The sequence below is a fragment of the Acrocarpospora sp. B8E8 genome (genome assembly GCF_039871605.1).
GTDB classification, from domain to species: Bacteria; Actinomycetota; Actinomycetes; order Streptosporangiales; family Streptosporangiaceae; genus Acrocarpospora; species Acrocarpospora macrocephala.
On record NZ_JBDPLV010000005.1, the window covers coordinates 25646 to 41399 of the forward strand.

Genomic DNA, 15754 nt, shown 5'->3' on the forward strand with positions numbered 1-15754 from the left:
GCATGCGCGTAGGTTGTCTGATCGGGTCGGGACGCGACTGCGACGTCTTCGAGGCTGGAGCCGGCAAGGTCATCCGGCGGGCCAAGGACGGCCGGAGCCTGGAACGCGAGGCGTCCGTGATGCGGCACGCCCGCCGTGGCGGCTTTCCCGCGCCGGAGGTGTACGACGCCGACGGTCCCGACATCCTGATGGAGCGCATCGACGGCCCGAGCCTCCCCGAGGACGCCGCCGCGCACCCGTGGCGGATGTCCGAACACGGCATGCTCCTCGGCGACCTGCTCACCAAGCTGTCGGCCGTACGCGCTCCGGGCTGGCTTCCGGCGGCCTGCGGCGGCGGCAAGCTGCTCCATCTGGACCTGCACCCTTACAACGTGCTGCTCACTCACGACGGCCCCAGGGTCATCGACTGGGCCAATGCCGGCCGCGGCGCTTCCGCCGCCGATGTCGCCTCCACCTGGCTGGCCGTCGCGTCCTTTCCGTTGCACGACCCCGCACTGCGCCGGGGCCGCCCGCTCATGCTGGCGGCCTTCCTCGACCGGGTCGACCGCGAGGCGGCCCGGCCGTACCTTTACATGATGGCGGAGCGCCGCCGTACCGACCGAAACGCCGACAATGCGGAGACGGCCGCCATCGACCGCCTCCTCGCCCGCGAACAGCCCGTGAACGTTCCTTGAGGAGGCACTGAAATGGTAGATCGACGTGAAGTCCGGGTGTCCGACGGTGATCGCGAGGCCGCCGTCGCCCGGCTCCTGTCCGCCGTGGACGAGGGCCGCCTCAGCCTCGACGAGTACAACGACCGCATGGGCCGCGCCTACGAATCGGTCACCTACGCCGACCTGGACAACCTCTTCTTAGACCTCCCCGGCACCGCCCCCACCGCGGCCCCGGCCACCACCGCCACGCAGACGAAGGCGCCGGTCGTGGCGACGGGCGCGCTGCCGCGCTGGCTCAAGGTGCTCTGGGTGGCCTGGGCCGCCAAGGTCGCCCTCAACCTGGTCATCTGGGTCATGCTCAGCATCACCGAGGGCGAGCTCCTGTACTTCTGGCCGATGTGGATCATCGTCCCGCCGGGCGCGGTCCTCTTCGCCCTCAGCGTCGCCACCTCCAGGTCCCGGCAGAGTCGCGCATAAGCCCTACGCGTGCGGCGCGGCGACCTGTGGCCCGTGGCCGGGGGCGACGGATCCCTGCAGCACCAGGGCCGCTCCTCCGATGGCCGCGGAGTCGCGGGGATTGCTCGACAGGTCGACCTGCACCACGTGGATCTTGCGCGAGAATGCCCGCTCCGCGAGGCGGCGGCGGATCTCGCTGACGTAGAGCGAACCGGCGACGGCGAAGCCAGGACCCGCGAGCACGAGCGTGTCGAGGTCCCAGAGGTTGGCGAGCGTCATGGCGCCGTCGGCGAGGAGCAGGGCCGACTCGTCGACCAGCGCGCGGGCCTGCCCGTCGCCGTAGATCGCCGCGCGGGCGAGGACGTCGAACGCCCGCGCGTCCGGGTCGTCAGGGCGGATCTTCAGGCGGTCCGCCAGGTTCGGGATGGAGCGGGCCCGGTCCACCAGCGCGGCGGGTGCGGCGTACAGCTCGAGGCAGCCGCGGCTGCCGCAGCGGCACCACGCGCCGTCGCGGACCACCGAGACGTGCCCGATCTCACCCGCGTTGGAGCTGGCGCCCCGATGGAGCGCGCCGTCCAGGACGACCCCTGAGCCGATTCCCGAGTTCATGTAGAGGCACCCGAAGGTACGCTCCCGCGAGACCTGCCGTCCCCAGAACTCGCCCACGGCGGCCGCGGCCGCGTCGCTGTCGACGAGCACCGGCACGCCCAGCTGGGCGGTCAGGGCCTGGCCGAGTTCGAGGTCGGCCCATCGCTCCAGGCCCGGGAGCGCGAGGAACCTGCCCCGGGCGACGTCGACCGGACCCGGGCCGACGACGGCAAGACCCGCCACGCTCTGCGGCGAGAGGCCGAGGCCCTGCGTGACGTCGCGGTAGAGCGAGGCCAGCTGGGCGACGACGTCCTCCGGCTTCTCGGCGGGCGGCGCCGAGACGAGCTCGCGCCCGATCGTGCCGCCCCGGGTGTCCGTCACGACGCAGGTGAGGGTGTCGGCGCCGACGCGGATCCCGACGCCGTATGCTGATCGGGAGTTGATCACAAGCAGGGTCCGGGGCTTGCCACCGGTCGCGACCGTGGCACCGGTCTCGCGCACGACGCCGTCGTCGATCAGGCGGCGGACGATGTTGGAGATCGTCGGCTGGGTCAGCCCGGTCGCCTCGACGAGCTCCACCCGGCTGATCGGCCCCGCGGACCGGATGAGGTCGACGACGAGCGCGCGGCTCCCTGGCCCCGCCACCGCGGACTCTCGTCGGGCCACGCTCAACCACCTCTAGTCCAGGCCGCAGGTACGGCACGACTACGTTACGGTCACGAGGTTAGTTCACGAGGGAAGGGCACCGATGGTCGCGTTATCGACGGGTACGGCGACACGCCCCCGGGCGGGCACGCCAGTGGGCCTCGCCCTCGTGCGCGACGCCGAGGTTCTCGGTGCCGAGCCGTTCTTCCACGAGTTCATCGCGGGCATGGAGCGCATCCTCGTCCCCCTGGGGGTGTCCGTGCTCCTCCAGGTGGTCGCCACCGTCCGGCAGGCGAGCGACCGGATGCGCGCGTGGGCGGCCGAGGGGCAGGTGCAGGGGATGATCCTTATCGACCTGCTGCCCGGCGACGAGCGGGTCGCGCTCGTCGGCGAGCTGGGCATGCCGACCGTGGTCATCGGCGACCCGGTCACCGCCGGGGGGCTGCCGGCGGTGTGGACGCAGGACGAGGTGGCCATGCGCGACGTCGTCGCCGCGCTGGTCGCGGCCGGGCACACGCATCTCGGCCATGTCGCCGGGCCGGCCGAGATGGCGCACACGATCATCCGCCGCCGCACGTTCGACGCCGTCGCGGCGGAACACGGCGTGCGCACGACGACGTTCGACGGCGACTACTCCGAGGCGGCCGGGGTGCGCGCCGTCACCACCCTCCTGGGGATCGACGACCGGCCGACGGCGCTGATCTTCGACAACGACGTCATGGCACTCGGCGCGCTGCACGAGGCGAGCCGCCTCGGCCTGGCGGTCCCGGCCGACCTCTCGCTCGTGGCGTGGGACGACTCGGCGCTGTGCCAGCTCGCGGAGCCCCCGCTCAGCGCCGTCAGCCATGACGTCCAGGCCCTGGGCGAGATGGTCGGCGAGACCCTGGCCGAGATCCTGTCGGGGGCCGCGCCGCGCGTGATCACGGCCGTGCCGGCGACGCTGGTGGTCCGCGGCTCGAGCATTTAATAGATTACTAATCTTTCTTATTGACTTCGGGGCTTCCTGTCCTGCACGCTGTGGTTCGAGCAACCCCAGAAATGTGCACGTAACCCCCGGGACACACGAGTCCCGACACCCCCCGGAACATGAAGCAAAGGAAGCCCCATGCACCGCACCACGCCACGGGCCGTACGCGGGGTGGCCGCGTTCGCCGCCGGAGCACTCGTCCTCTCCCTCGCCGCCTGCGGCTCCGATGATCCCGCGCCTGGTCCGGCGACCGCGTCGGCGACCGGCGGCGGCTCCATCGACGTCGTCACCCGCTTCACGGCGGGCAACTCGGCGGCCCAGGCCCAGAAGCGCGTCTTCGACGCGTTCACCGCGGAGACGGGCATCAAGATCAACCTCACCGAGGGCCTCGAAGCCATCGACGACCAGGTGGAGACCGCCGTGGCGGCGGGTAAGTCCCCCGACCTGGTGATCGTCAACCTCTTCGACAAGACGGTGGGCTGGCTGGGCGCGGGCGTCACCGTCCCCGCCGACCAGTACGTCAAGGACTGGGGCCTGGCCGACAAGATGAAGCCGGAGGCCCTCGACGAGTGGCGGGTCGGCGGCGTCGCCGGCGGCCAGCTGCAGGGCCTGCCGTTCTCCGGGTTCAGCTGGCCCCTCTGGTACAACACCGACCTGCTGACCAAGGCCGGCGTCACCGAGGTCCCGAAGTCCACCGACGAGCTCATCGCCGCCGCCAAGAAGCTGCGCGAGGCGGGCGTCGGGCCCGTCACCGTCGGCGGCAACGACTGGACCGGACAGAAGCTCTTCTACCAGATCGCGCAGTCGTTCACCGACGCCGCGACGATGCAGAAGGTCATGCGGGAGGGCGGTTACTGCACGACGCCGTCGGTGCTCAACGGCATCAAGCTCTTCACCGACCTGCGCGACGCCAAGGTGTTCGTCGACAACGTCGCGGGCCTCAGCGCCGACGACATGTACGCGTCCTTCTACTCCGGCAAGGCCGCGATCATGTCCGCGGGCTCGTGGGCGTACACGGAGTCCAAGGCCTCGGGCACCGGGATCGAGACGCACACGACGCTCGGCGGCTTCCCGGTTCCGAGCGGCTCGGTCTACCCGAAGCCGACGGCCTACCAGGGCTTCACCGGCGTCGGGTTCATGATCACGAAGCAGGGCGCCGCGCCCGACAAGATCGACAAGGTCCGGCAGCTCGTGACGAAGTTCTACGACCAGCCGACCGTCGGTGACTTCGTCAAGGACGCCAGCATCCTGCCCCCGGTCACCGGCGACTTCGCCTCGTACGCGACCGACCCGCTGCTGAAGGCCTCGCTCGGCCTCGACGCCAACGTCGACTACGCGGTCCTGCCCGACGTCTGGATCGGCTCCGCGTCCGACCCGATCACCCAGGTCCTGACCGGGGCCTACGGCGAGGCGAGCCCGCAGGAGATCTGCGAGGGCCTCGACACCGCCACCAAGGGCTGAGACCTGCCCGCAGGGTGGGGCCGCCAGGCCTGGCGGCCCCACCCGGCCCGAAAGAAAGCGCACGAATGCCATCGACCAAGTCGCCCCGGGTCCTCTGGCTGACCGTCCCGTCCCTTGTGTGGTTCGCCGTCTTCTCGGTCGGCCCCCTCGCCGCCATGTTCGTCATCGCCACCTTGCGGTGGAAGGGGCTGCTGTACGAGCCCACGTACATCGGCCTGGAGAACATCGGACGCGTCTTCGCCGACCCGACCTTCCACGCCGCGGTGCGCAACAGCGCGATCCAGGTCGCCGTCGCGATCCCGGTGATGATCCCGCTGGCCTTCATGCTCGGCTACCACCTCAACACCAAGCCGCGCGGCTACCGCGTCCTGTCGGTGCTCTACTTCTCGCCGGGCCTCATCTCGATCTCCATGACCGGGATGATCTTCTACGGGGTGCTGTCCCCGAACGGCGGCGTCAACGGCCTGCTGCGCGGCATCGGCCTCGACTCCTGGGCCACCGCTTGGCTCGCCGACCCGAGCACCGCGCTGGCGACCCTCATCGCCGTCGACCTGTGGCGCGGCGTCGGCTGGACGGCGGTGCTGTTCGCCGCCCGCCTGGCGAGCCTGCCCGCCGAGGTGATCGAGGCGGCCCAGATCGACGGCGCCGGACGGCTGCGCACCATGTGGCAGGTCGCCTTCCCGATGGTCAAGGACTACGTCCGCACGCTGGCGATGCTGCAGTTCCTCTGGACGCTGTTCACCTCGGCCGCCCTGATCCTCCTGCTCACCAAGGGCGGCCCTGGCACCTCGTCGACCACGCTGTCCTACCTGGTCTACGCGAAGGCCTTCTCCCAGCGGGATCTCGGTTACAGCCAGGTGGTCGGCGTCGTGCTGCTCCTCCTCGGCATCGCCGGGATGCTCCTCATCCGCGCGCTGCTGCGCAGCCCTGAGGAGGACTCCCGATGAGAGAGCGCAAGGGCGGCCTGCTGGCGACGGTCCTGTCCTGGTCGTACGCGCTGGTGCTGGCGGCACCGCTCTACTACCTCGTGGTCAGCGCGCTGAAGTCCAACATCGAGATCTTTACACGGCCGTTCGCGCTGCCGGCGCAGTGGCTGTGGGAGAACTTCGGCACCGCCTGGCGGACCGCCGATCTGGGGCGCGCCTTGCTCAACTCCGTACTCATCTCGGGCGTGGCCATCGTGCTCACGTTGTGCCTGGCGGTGCCGGCGGCGTACGCGCTGGCCCGGACGAACAACCGGCTCGCCCGCATGATCACGGGCACGTTCTCCGCGGGCTTCCTCATCCCGCCGTTCGCCGCGCTGATCCCCACGGTCGTGCTGGCGATCGAGCTGGGGCTCTTCGGCACGCGCGAGTTCCAGATGCTGTTCCTGCCCGCGAGCGCGCTGCCGCTGTCCGTGCTCCTCCTCACGCAGTTCATGCGGACCGTGCCGCCGGCCCTGGTGGAGTCGGCCGCGCTGGACGGCGCCGGGCACTGGCGGCTGCTGACCCGCGTCTTCGTGCCCATCGCGAGGCCGGGCGTGGTCAGCGTGACGATCCTCCAGCTGCTCACCTTCTGGAACGAATACCTCTTCTCGCTGACCATCACCGGGACCGCGCCGGACGTGCGGACGGTCCAGGTCGCGCTGCCGACGATCGTCGCCGACGCGACCAACCTCGGCGTTCTCGCCGCCGGCACCGTGCTCGCGGTCCTGCCGGTGTACGTCGCTTATTCGATCATGAACCGTCGTATGCAGGAAGCACTCACCGCAGGAGCAGTCAAGGGATGACGCAGATCACGCAGGTAAACACCGCCGCCGCCACCCGGCTCGACCTCGGTGGCGAGTGGGAGCTGATCTGGTCGGCGGGTCCGGACGACGTCCCCGATGCCGTCCGTACGGCGGCCATCCCCGCCCAGGTGCCCGGCGAGGTGCACACGGCGCTGCTCGCGGCCGGTCTCCTCGCCGATCCCGACGTCGGGTGGGGCGAGCTGGCGCAGCGGTGGGTCGGCCACTCCCACTGGGTCTACCGCCGCCACGTCCAGTGGTCGCTGGCGCCCGGGGCCCGCACCGACTTAGTGGCCGAAGGACTCGACACGATCGCCGATGTCTACGTCAACGGCCAGCTGGTCGGAGCCGCGCGGGACCAGCACCTGGCGTACCGGTGGCGGGTGGACGACGTCCTGCTGCCGGGCGACAACCTCGTCGAGGTGCGCTTCGCCTCGGCCTGGGACGCCGCCCGCGAGCACGAACGCGCGCACGGCCCGCTGCCGAGCCCGTACGACGAGCCCTACCCGCACGTGCGCAAGGCCGCGGCCAACTTCGGCTGGGACTGGGGACCGCACTACGTCACCGCCGGCATCTGGCGTGACATCCGGCTGGAGACCTACGCCGGCCGGATCGACCACGTGCGGCCGCTCGTCCGGCTCGATCACGGCGTGGCCTATGTGACGGCACACGTGCGCGTGGACGCGCCGGCGGGCTCGGACGTGCGCGTCGAGCTGACCGACCCGGCCGGTCGGCGGTCCGGGTCGGCCGTCGGCACGGTGGCCGGCGACGAGGCGGTTATCGTTCTGCGGGTCGACGACCCCGACCTGTGGTGGCCGGTCGGTCTCGGCGCGCAGCCGCTGTACCGCCTCCGGGTGGAGCTCGAGCACCTCGGCGTGGTGCTCGACTCCACCGCCGTACGGGTGGGCCTGCGCAGCGTCGCGGTCGACGAGACCCCGGACCGGCTCGGAAGCCGCTGGACGCTCGTCGTGAACGGCCGGCCCGTACGGGTGCGTGGCTACAACTGGATCCCCGACGACACCTTCGCCAGCCGCGCCACGCCCGAACGGGTGGCGCACCGGATCGACCAGGCCATCGCCGGGAACGCCAACCTCCTGCGGGTCTGGGGCGGCGGTCACTTTGTGACAGAAGAGTTCCTCGACGCCTGTGATGAGCGCGGTGTCCTGGTATGGCACGATTTCCTCTTCGCATGTGCCGCTTACAGCGAGGACGACGAGATGGTCGAGCTGGTGACCGTCGAGGCGGAGCAGGCTGTCGCGCGGATGTCGGCCCACCCGAGCCTGGTGCTCTGGTGCGGCGGCAACGAGACCGTCCTCGGCTGGCACCACTGGGGGTGGGCCGACCAGGTCGGAGTCCGCGGGTGGGGCGCGCGCTACTACCTCGACGTGCTGCCCGGTGTCCTGGCCCGCCTCGATCCGACCCGGCCCTACGTGCCCAACTCGCCCTGGTCTGGCACCGTCGACCGCGATCCGGTGATCGACACGCACGGCCTGAGCCACCTGTGGGACGCCTGGAACGAGCGCGACTACGCTCACTACCGCTACCACGACCCGGCGTTCGTCGCGGAGATGGGCTGGTGCGGTCCCCCCGCGTGGACCACGCTCGGGCGCGTCGTCGAGGGCGAGACACCCGGACCCGACTCGCCGCAGACGCGCCACCACCTGCGCGCGATCGACGGCGTGCACAAGCTGACCCGCGGCCTCCAACCGCACGTGCCCATCCCCCGCAGCGAGGCCGACTGGCACTTCGCGACCCAGGTGGTCCAGGCTCGCGCCGTCTCGGCCGGCGTCGAGTGGCTGCGCTCCCGCGAGCGCTGCGGCGGGGTCGTCGTCTGGCAGCTCAACGACTGCTGGCCGGTGATCAGCTGGTCGGCCGTCGACAGCACGGGCATCGAGAAGCCCCTCTGGCACGCCCTCCGCCACTCGTTCGCCCCCCGGCTGGTCACGGTCCAGCCGGTCAGCCCCGGGCCGACCCACGACCCCACCGGCGACGCGGGCCTGGAGCTCGTGCTCGTGAACGACTCCGACGCCCCCTGGCATCCCGACGTCCTCATCCGGCGGGTCGGGCTGGACGGCCACGAGCACGCGCGAACCCGCGTGCGGGCCGGCTGCCCGGCCGGTGGCCTCGTCCGGCTGCCCGTCGATCCCGAGGTCGGGCACCCCGCCGACCCGCGGGCGGAGATGCTCGTCGTCGACGCCGGGGGAGTGCGGACCACCTGGATCTACCGACCGGAGCGGGAGCTGACCGCCCCGCAGCCCGACCGCGCCGTCGACGTCACCGTCGTCGACGGCGAGCTGCACGTCACGGTTACCGCCGTGACACTGCTGCGCGATGTGTGCGTGGCCGCCGACCGGCTGGCCGCGCCGCTCGACCTGGAGCCGTCCCGGCTCGCCGTGGACGGCGCTCTCGTCACGCTCCTGCCGGGCGAGAGAGAGGTTTTTCGAATCACCCGTCGAGACGGCGGCGCGATCCGCGCCGCCGCTCTCCCCAGCACGCTGCTTGACATGTCGGTCCGGTCCTTCGGCGAGGTCACGGGCTCCACAGGGAATCGCAACGAAGGAACCCCATGAAACACCGCCTCAGGATCGCGCTCGGCGCGATATTAAGCGCCCTCATGGTCACGACGACGGCAGCGCCGTCGATGGCGGCGGCCCAAGACGGGCGCCAGATCCACGTGGCCAAAACCGGAAAAGACACCAATGCCGGTACGGCGGCCGAGCCGTACCTGACGATCAACCACGCGGCGCAGGAAGCGCAGCCCGGCGACACGGTGGTCGTCCACGCCGGGCTGTATCGCGAGACGGTCAAGCCGGCGCGCGGCGGCGCCGACGAGACGCAGCGCATCACCTACACCAACGCCGGCGACGGCGAGGTGGTCATCAAGGGCTCGGAGGAGATCGACACCTGGGTCCAGCACAGCGGTGACGTGTGGAAGGTCACGCTGCCGGCCAGCTTCTTCGGCACCTACAACCCGTACGCCACCGGCCAGCCGCAAGGCGGCGGAGACGGCGTCTTCCCTGGCTACACCGCAGGTGACGTCTACCTGAACGAGCAGGCCTACTACGAGAAGGCCTCGCTGGCCAACGTGCAGTCCGCGGCCGGCACCTGGTTCACCGAGGTGTCCGGCGGCACCACCACCATCTACGCCAACTTCGACGGCGCCGACCCGAACGCCAAGCTGGCGGAGATCAACGTGCGCCGCCAGGTGTTCGCGCCGGACGTGTGGGGCCTGGGCTACATCACCGTCCACGGTTTCACCGTCAAGCACGCGGCCGGCACCTACTCCGACTTCCCGAGCAGCCCCTCCCGGCGGCAGGCGGGCGCCATCAGCGTCAACGGCGGCCTGAAGTGGATCATCGAGAACAACATCGTCATCAACGCGCGCACGATCGCCATCGACATCGGCCTCGGCTGTGACGAATGGGCCGGCAACCGGCCCGGCGAGACCCGGACGAACTTCCGCGACACCAACAAGTACGGATCGCACATCGTCCGCAACAATTACATCGCGAAGTCCGGCCAGTCCGGCATCGCGGGCGTCTTCTCCTGGAACTCCGACATTCTGTACAACCTCATCGAGGACACGAACTACCGCGGCGAGTTCAGCGGCGCGGAGACGGCCCCGATCAAGGTTCACTACATGAACGAGGGGCTCATTAAGGGCAACTACCTCAAGAACTCCAAGGGCGGCAACTCTGCTGGCATCTGGACGGACTGGGGCAACCAGAACGTCCGCGTCACCGGAAACATCGTCATGAATAGCCCGTGGGGCTACTACGCGGAGGCCATCCACGGCCCGATCCTCGTGGACAACAACGTCTTCATCGGCAACAGCGACATCCGCATGCTGGACGCCACCGGCGTCGTGTACGCCAACAACATGTTCATCGACAACGGCCGCTTCGCCGTGGACGGCGGCGGCCGGGACGCCTACTACTTCCAGCCGGGCACGATGAACGAGACGACCGCGCCCACCTCGGTCCAGAAGTTCTTCTGGTACAACAACCTGGTCCAGGGCTCGACTCTGCCGAACGACGCGACCGGCAAGACGCACGTCAAGGAGGGCAACTCCACCGGCGTGCTGTCCGGCGTCCAGGTCGCCGCGACCAACCGCGAGGTGAAGCTCGACTTCACCCTCGACGCCGCCGGCATCAGCGGCCTGACGCCGGTGACGAAGGCCAGGGTCGGGATCATCCCCCTCGCTAACGAGAGCATCGCCGCCGACGTCACCACCGACTTCTTCGGCAAGCCGTTCAGCGGGATGGCCGGACCCTTCGCCGAGGCGAAGAACGGCGCCAACTCCGTCACGCTGTGGCCCCCGGCGGGCCAGACCGTGCCGGAGCCCCCGGCCCCGCCGACCGACGTGCCGGTCAACCTGTCGCTGAACCCCGACGCGAAGGCCCTGGCCTCCTACGAGGACGGCAACCTGCTCGCCAAGAACGCGATCGACGGCAACGGCTCCTCGCGCTGGTCCAGCGACCACAGCAACGACCCGAACGCCTGGATCCACGTCGACCTCGGGGACGAGTACGACGTGTCCAAGGCCGTCCTGTCGTGGGAAGCGGCCTACGGCAAGGCGTACAAGATCCAGATCTCGGGCGACGGCCAGCAGTGGGACGACGTCTTCTCCACCACGACCGGCGGTGGCGGCGTCGAGACGGTGCAGATCCGCAAGGTCGCCCGCTACGTCCGCATGCAGGGCGTCCTCCCGCAGACGCAGTACGGCTACTCGCTGTACGAGTTCGAGATCTACGGCACCCCGGTGCAGCCGGAGGTCCCGGTCAATGTCGCGCTGAACCTGCCGCCGTCGGCGTACACGGCGTCGTCGCAGTCCAACGACGGCAGCGGCGAGACCAACAGCCAGCCGCAGAACGACCGCTCGGCGTTCCGCGCGTTCGACGGCAACACCGCCACGCGCTGGGGCTCGAACGGCGGCGACACCCAGTGGATCCAGGTCGACCTGGGCAAGACCTACGTCCTGGACAAGGTCGTGCTCAACTGGGAGGCCGCCTACTCCTCGACGTACAAGATCCAGACGTCGGCGGACGGGAGCGCCTGGACCGACGTCCACTCCCACAACGACTCCACGCCGACCGGCGATCACATCGACGAAATTGTCCTCGACCCGCCGGCGGAGGGACGCTACGTCCGCATGCAGGGCACCAAGGCGGCGACCCAGTGGGGCCTGTCGCTCTGGGAGTTCGAGGTGTATGGCAAGGTCAAACCGGCCGACACCGCTCCGACCTGGCCGGCGACGGCGCAGATCCAGGTGAGCGAGGTGACGGCTACGGGGGCGAAGGTCACCTGGCCCGCCGCGACCGACAACCAGGCGGTCACCGGTTACCAGGTCTACCTCGGCCAGGCGCTGAAGGACACGCTGGCAGCGGACGCGCGCACCTACGCCGTGACGGGACTGGCCACCGGCCGGACCTACACCGTGAAGGTGACGGCGCTCGACGCCAACGGCAACGAGAGCCAGGGCCTGACGAAGACCTTCACGACGCCCGGCAACCCGGCGACGAAGGCGCTGTCCACCACCTACCCGACCACCTACAACGACTGGGAGGAGGGCCTGCTCGCCGGTGACGGAAAGCAGGGCGTCATCGTCTTCGGCAACCCGCGTGACGAGACGGTCGTCTTCAACGACCGGGACTTCTTCATGGCGCGGTCGGAGAACCGCCCCCACCGGACGTTCAACACCGTCAGCCAGGAGAACATCAAGAGGATCCGGGACCTGCTGATCGCCGGCAAGTACCAGGAGGCCAACCAGCTCGCCGCCGACGTGCAGGGATACCAGGGTGGCGGCGAGGGCAGCAAGCACCCGGGCTTCAAGATGACCCTCCAGATGCCGGCCGCCGGTGAGGTCACCAACTACGTCCGCTCGACCGACTACTCGGCCGGCGTCGTCTCGGTGAACTGGACCGACGACAAGGGCGACTGGAAGCGCGACGCCTTCGTGTCGCAGACCGACGGCGTCACCGTCCAGCACCTGCCGGCCCCGGCCGGGCAGAAGCTCGACGTCAAGCTCGGCCTGTCCATCGACTCCGGCATGAACCTTCTCAACAAGGGCTTGACGGCCGTCAACAACTCCACCACCGACTACCTCAACCTGCGGGTGAAGTACCCGAACGGCAGCTACAACGCCGGGTACGAGGGCGTCACGCGGATCGTCACGGACGGCGTCAAGACGATGTCCGGCACCGACGTGCAGGTCACCGGCGCGACCTACGTGACGCTGCTGTCCCTGACCCAGCGCTACGACGGCACCTACGCGGGGGGAGTGCCCGCCGAGCAGGACTGGAACAAGCAGCTCCTGCAGGCGAAGCTGGCGGCGCTCTCCGGCGACTACCCGACGCTCCTGAACCGGCACGTGACCAAGCACAGCGAGATGTTCAACCGGGTCTCCGTCGACTTCGGGGCCAGCCCCGAGGATCGCTCGAAGTCCAACGAGGAACTGCTCGCCCAGCAGAAGACCGCGACCACGCCGAATCTGGCGCTGTTCGAGCGCATGTTCAACTCGGGCCGCTACCACCTGATCGGTTCGAGCAGCCCGACGGCCCCGCCCGACCTGCTCGGCAACTGGACCGGTGACAGCAACGTCGGCTGGGACGGCTACTACCACCTGGACGCCAACCTCAACCTGCAGATCTCCGGCGGCAACATCGGCAACCTGCCCGAGGTCATGGCCGGCTACTGGTGGATCAACAAGGCGTGGCAGCAGGACTTCCGGACCAACGCCCAGAAGCTGCTCGGCACGCGCGGCATGCTGACGGGCGGCAACACGCCCAACGGCGAAGGCCTCATCTCCAACATCAACTTCGACTACCCGTACCAGTACGTCACGGGCGGCGAGTCGTGGCTGCTCTACCCGTTCTGGGAGCACTACCAGATCACGGGCGACAAGACGTTCCTGGAGCAGCAGTACTACCCGCTGATCCGCGACATGGGAGACTTCTACGAGGACTTCCTCGTCGAGAAGGACGCCAACGGCAAGTACGTCTTCGCCGGGTCCATCTCGCCGGAGAACCGTCCGGCCGGCGGCGTGCCGCTGTCCGTCAACTCGGTGTACGACATCGCCGGCGCCCGGTTCGCGCTGTCGACGCTGATCGAGACGAGCAAGGCGCTCGGCAAGGACCAGGACAAGATCGCGCTCTGGCAGGAGAAGCTCGACAACCTGCCGCCGTACCTGATCAACAACGACGGCGCGCTGGCCGAGTGGGCCTGGCCCGACCTGGCGAACAAGAACGCCTACCAGCACCGGCACTCCAGCGGGCTGATGCCCGTCTGGCCGTACGGCGAGGTCACGCCGGAGAAGAACAAGCCGCTGTACGACGCGGCCACGGTGTTCCTGCAGAAGAAGGACGGCGGCAGCTACGAGAACGCCGGCCACGGCCTGCTGCACGGTGCGCTGATCGCCGCCAACCTGAACAACGCCGACTCCGTCAACGCGAAGCTGATGCGCTTCGCCAGGGACGATTATTACTACAGCAGCCTGTCGACGTCGCACTACAACAACAAGGGCGTGTTCGCCACCGACGTCGTCAACTCCGTGCCGACGATCATGATGGAGATGCTGGCCACGACCGACCCCGGCACGCTGGAGCTGCTTCCCGCGCTGCCCAAGGGCCTGAAGAAGGGCTCCATCTCCGGCATGCTGGGCAAGAGCCGGTTCACCATCGACGACCTCGACTGGGACATGGACACCCACAAGGTGAAGGTCACCTTGACGTCCGACATCGACCAGAACCTTACGCTGATCCAGCGCGACGGCATCGAGCGGATCACCGGCAGCGGCATCCAGATCGGAAACTCGCCGCTCGGCACCATCGCCCGCGTCCTTCCCCTGAAGAAGGACCAGACGGTCACGCTCGACCTGACCCTTCGCGACACGAGCCGCGTCAACCTGGCTCTGAACAAGCCCGCGACCGCCTCCTCGCAGTCCAACGCCGACCAGGCAGCCGCCAAGGCGTTCGACGGCGACCCGGCCTCCCGCTGGAGCGCCGGCGAGAGCGCCGACAACTGGCTCCAGGTCGACCTGGGCGGCATCTACGCCCTCACCGAGGTCGACCTGCGGTGGGAGGCCTCCTACGCCAAGCGCTACAAGCTCCAGGTGTCGATCGACGGCACCACCTGGAAGGACGCCTTCACCCAGGCCAACTCCAGTGGCGGCACCGAGAAGATCCCGGTGAACGCGCTGGGCCGCCACGTGCGGATGCAGGGCGTGGAGAAGTCCGGCCAATGGGGCTACTCGCTCTACGAGATGGAGGTCTACGGCCAGCCCGCGCCGAACATCGCCCTCGGCAAGACGGCCACCGCGTCGTCGGCGTCCAACGCCCAGCAGACGGCCGCCGCCGCCTTCGACGGCGACAACACCACCCGCTGGAGCGCGAGCGAGTCGGCCGCCAACTGGCTCCAGGTGGACCTGGGCGAAACGTACACCGTCTACCAGGTCGCCATCGACTGGGAGGACTCCTACGCCAAGGGATACAAGGTGCAGACCTCTCCCGACGGCCAGACCTGGACCGACAAGTTCCTCGAAACCGCCAGCAACGGCGGGACGGACCTCATCGACCTGAACGCCGACACCCGGTACATCCGGATGCAGGGCGTGGAGAAGTCCGGCCAGTGGGGCTACTCGATCTACGAGATGAAGGTCTACGGCGCCCTCCCCGACACCGCGACCACCATCCTGGTCTCCGGCGTCACGGACGGCACCGAGTACGGCGACAGCCAGGACCTCACCATCAGCTGGGAGGTCGTGGGCACCGGCGTCAAGACGGTGACCGGCACCCTGGACGGCCAGCCGTTCACGTCCGGTTCGGTCCAGCCGCTCTACCGGCTGCCCCTGGGCGAGCACACACTCAACGTCACCATCGAGACCCAGTCCGGCGGCCGGCTCGAGCAGCCGGTGAAGTTCACGACGGTCACCTCGACCGACGAGATCTCCGTCCTGATCGACCGCTTCAAGACCGCCGGCGAGCTCAGCGCCACCGGCGCCACGAAGCTCGAGGACAAGATCTCCAAGGTCATGGTGTCGGAGGACAAGGAGCGCGAGCGGGACAAGAAGAAGATCGTCAAGAAGCTGACGCGCTTCATCGAAGCCGTCAACGACCCGAAGATCGTCTTGAATCCGGTCGTCAAGGCGACGTTCCTGCGTGACGCCAACGCACTGATCGTGCAGAACGGCGGCACGCCCGTCTAGATCCGACCAGAGACAAA

The 15754-nt window shown here is 69.2% G+C and carries 9 protein-coding genes; 8 read left to right on the forward strand and 1 reads right to left on the reverse strand.

Going from position 1 to position 15754, the window contains the following annotated elements:
* Nucleotides 1-2: 2 nt before the first annotated feature.
* Nucleotides 3-674, forward strand: a complete 672-nt coding sequence (locus tag ABGB08_RS06405; protein WP_347587285.1) for a phosphotransferase — start codon at nt 3-5, stop codon at nt 672-674.
* 12 nt (nt 675-686) lie between these two features.
* Nucleotides 687-1130: a DUF1707 domain-containing protein gene (locus tag ABGB08_RS06410; protein WP_347587287.1), complete on the forward strand. Its 444-nt coding sequence runs from the start codon at nt 687-689 to the stop codon at nt 1128-1130.
* A gap of 3 nt (nt 1131-1133) precedes the next feature.
* Here ABGB08_RS06410 and ABGB08_RS06415 read toward each other — a convergent pair whose 3' ends face one another.
* A complete protein-coding gene (locus ABGB08_RS06415; RefSeq protein ID WP_347587289.1) occupies nt 1134-2363 on the reverse strand; it encodes an ROK family transcriptional regulator in 1230 nt (409 codons plus the stop codon).
* 82 nt (nt 2364-2445) lie between these two features.
* Here ABGB08_RS06415 and ABGB08_RS06420 point away from each other — a divergent pair, with 82 nt between their 5' ends.
* From ABGB08_RS06420 to ABGB08_RS06445, 6 genes are all read left to right on the forward strand, one after another.
* Nucleotides 2446-3309, forward strand: coding sequence for a substrate-binding domain-containing protein (locus ABGB08_RS06420; RefSeq protein WP_347587291.1), 864 nt, complete (start codon nt 2446-2448; stop codon nt 3307-3309).
* Nucleotides 3310-3447: 138 nt separating this feature from the next.
* Nucleotides 3448-4770 (forward strand): extracellular solute-binding protein, encoded by a 1323-nt coding sequence (locus tag ABGB08_RS06425; protein ID WP_347587293.1) that lies wholly within the window; start codon nt 3448-3450, stop codon nt 4768-4770.
* A gap of 65 nt (nt 4771-4835) precedes the next feature.
* Nucleotides 4836-5717, forward strand: coding sequence for a sugar ABC transporter permease (locus ABGB08_RS06430; RefSeq protein WP_347587295.1), 882 nt, complete (start codon nt 4836-4838; stop codon nt 5715-5717).
* Nucleotides 5714-6538, forward strand: a complete 825-nt coding sequence (locus ABGB08_RS06435) for a carbohydrate ABC transporter permease (protein ID WP_347587297.1) — start codon at nt 5714-5716, stop codon at nt 6536-6538. Before ABGB08_RS06430 ends, ABGB08_RS06435 begins: the two co-directional genes overlap by 4 nt.
* Complete coding sequence (locus tag ABGB08_RS06440; RefSeq protein ID WP_347587299.1) at nt 6535-9105, forward strand: glycoside hydrolase family 2 TIM barrel-domain containing protein; 2571 nt, start codon at nt 6535-6537, stop codon at nt 9103-9105. The genes ABGB08_RS06435 and ABGB08_RS06440 overlap by 4 nt, the downstream gene beginning before the upstream one ends.
* Entirely contained in the window at nt 9102-15737 is a 6636-nt protein-coding gene (locus tag ABGB08_RS06445) for a discoidin domain-containing protein (RefSeq protein ID WP_347587301.1), read from the forward strand. The genes ABGB08_RS06440 and ABGB08_RS06445 overlap by 4 nt, the downstream gene beginning before the upstream one ends.
* Nucleotides 15738-15754: the final 17 nt, after the last annotated feature.

Excerpts from the sequence above, each read along its gene's own strand:
- ABGB08_RS06420 (WP_347587291.1), top strand. The coding sequence starts at position 2,446 with ATGGTCGCGTTATCGACGGGTACGGCGACACGCCCCCGGGCGGGCACG.
- ABGB08_RS06430 (WP_347587295.1), top strand. The coding sequence starts at position 4,836 with ATGCCATCGACCAAGTCGCCCCGGGTCCTCTGGCTGACCGTCCCGTCC.
- ABGB08_RS06440 (WP_347587299.1), top strand. The coding sequence starts at position 6,535 with ATGACGCAGATCACGCAGGTAAACACCGCCGCCGCCACCCGGCTCGAC.
- ABGB08_RS06435 (WP_347587297.1), top strand. The coding sequence starts at position 5,714 with ATGAGAGAGCGCAAGGGCGGCCTGCTGGCGACGGTCCTGTCCTGGTCG.
- ABGB08_RS06425 (WP_347587293.1), top strand. The coding sequence starts at position 3,448 with ATGCACCGCACCACGCCACGGGCCGTACGCGGGGTGGCCGCGTTCGCC.
- ABGB08_RS06445 (WP_347587301.1), top strand. The coding sequence starts at position 9,102 with ATGAAACACCGCCTCAGGATCGCGCTCGGCGCGATATTAAGCGCCCTC.
- ABGB08_RS06410 (WP_347587287.1), top strand. The coding sequence starts at position 687 with ATGGTAGATCGACGTGAAGTCCGGGTGTCCGACGGTGATCGCGAGGCC.
- ABGB08_RS06405 (WP_347587285.1), top strand. The coding sequence starts at position 3 with ATGCGCGTAGGTTGTCTGATCGGGTCGGGACGCGACTGCGACGTCTTC.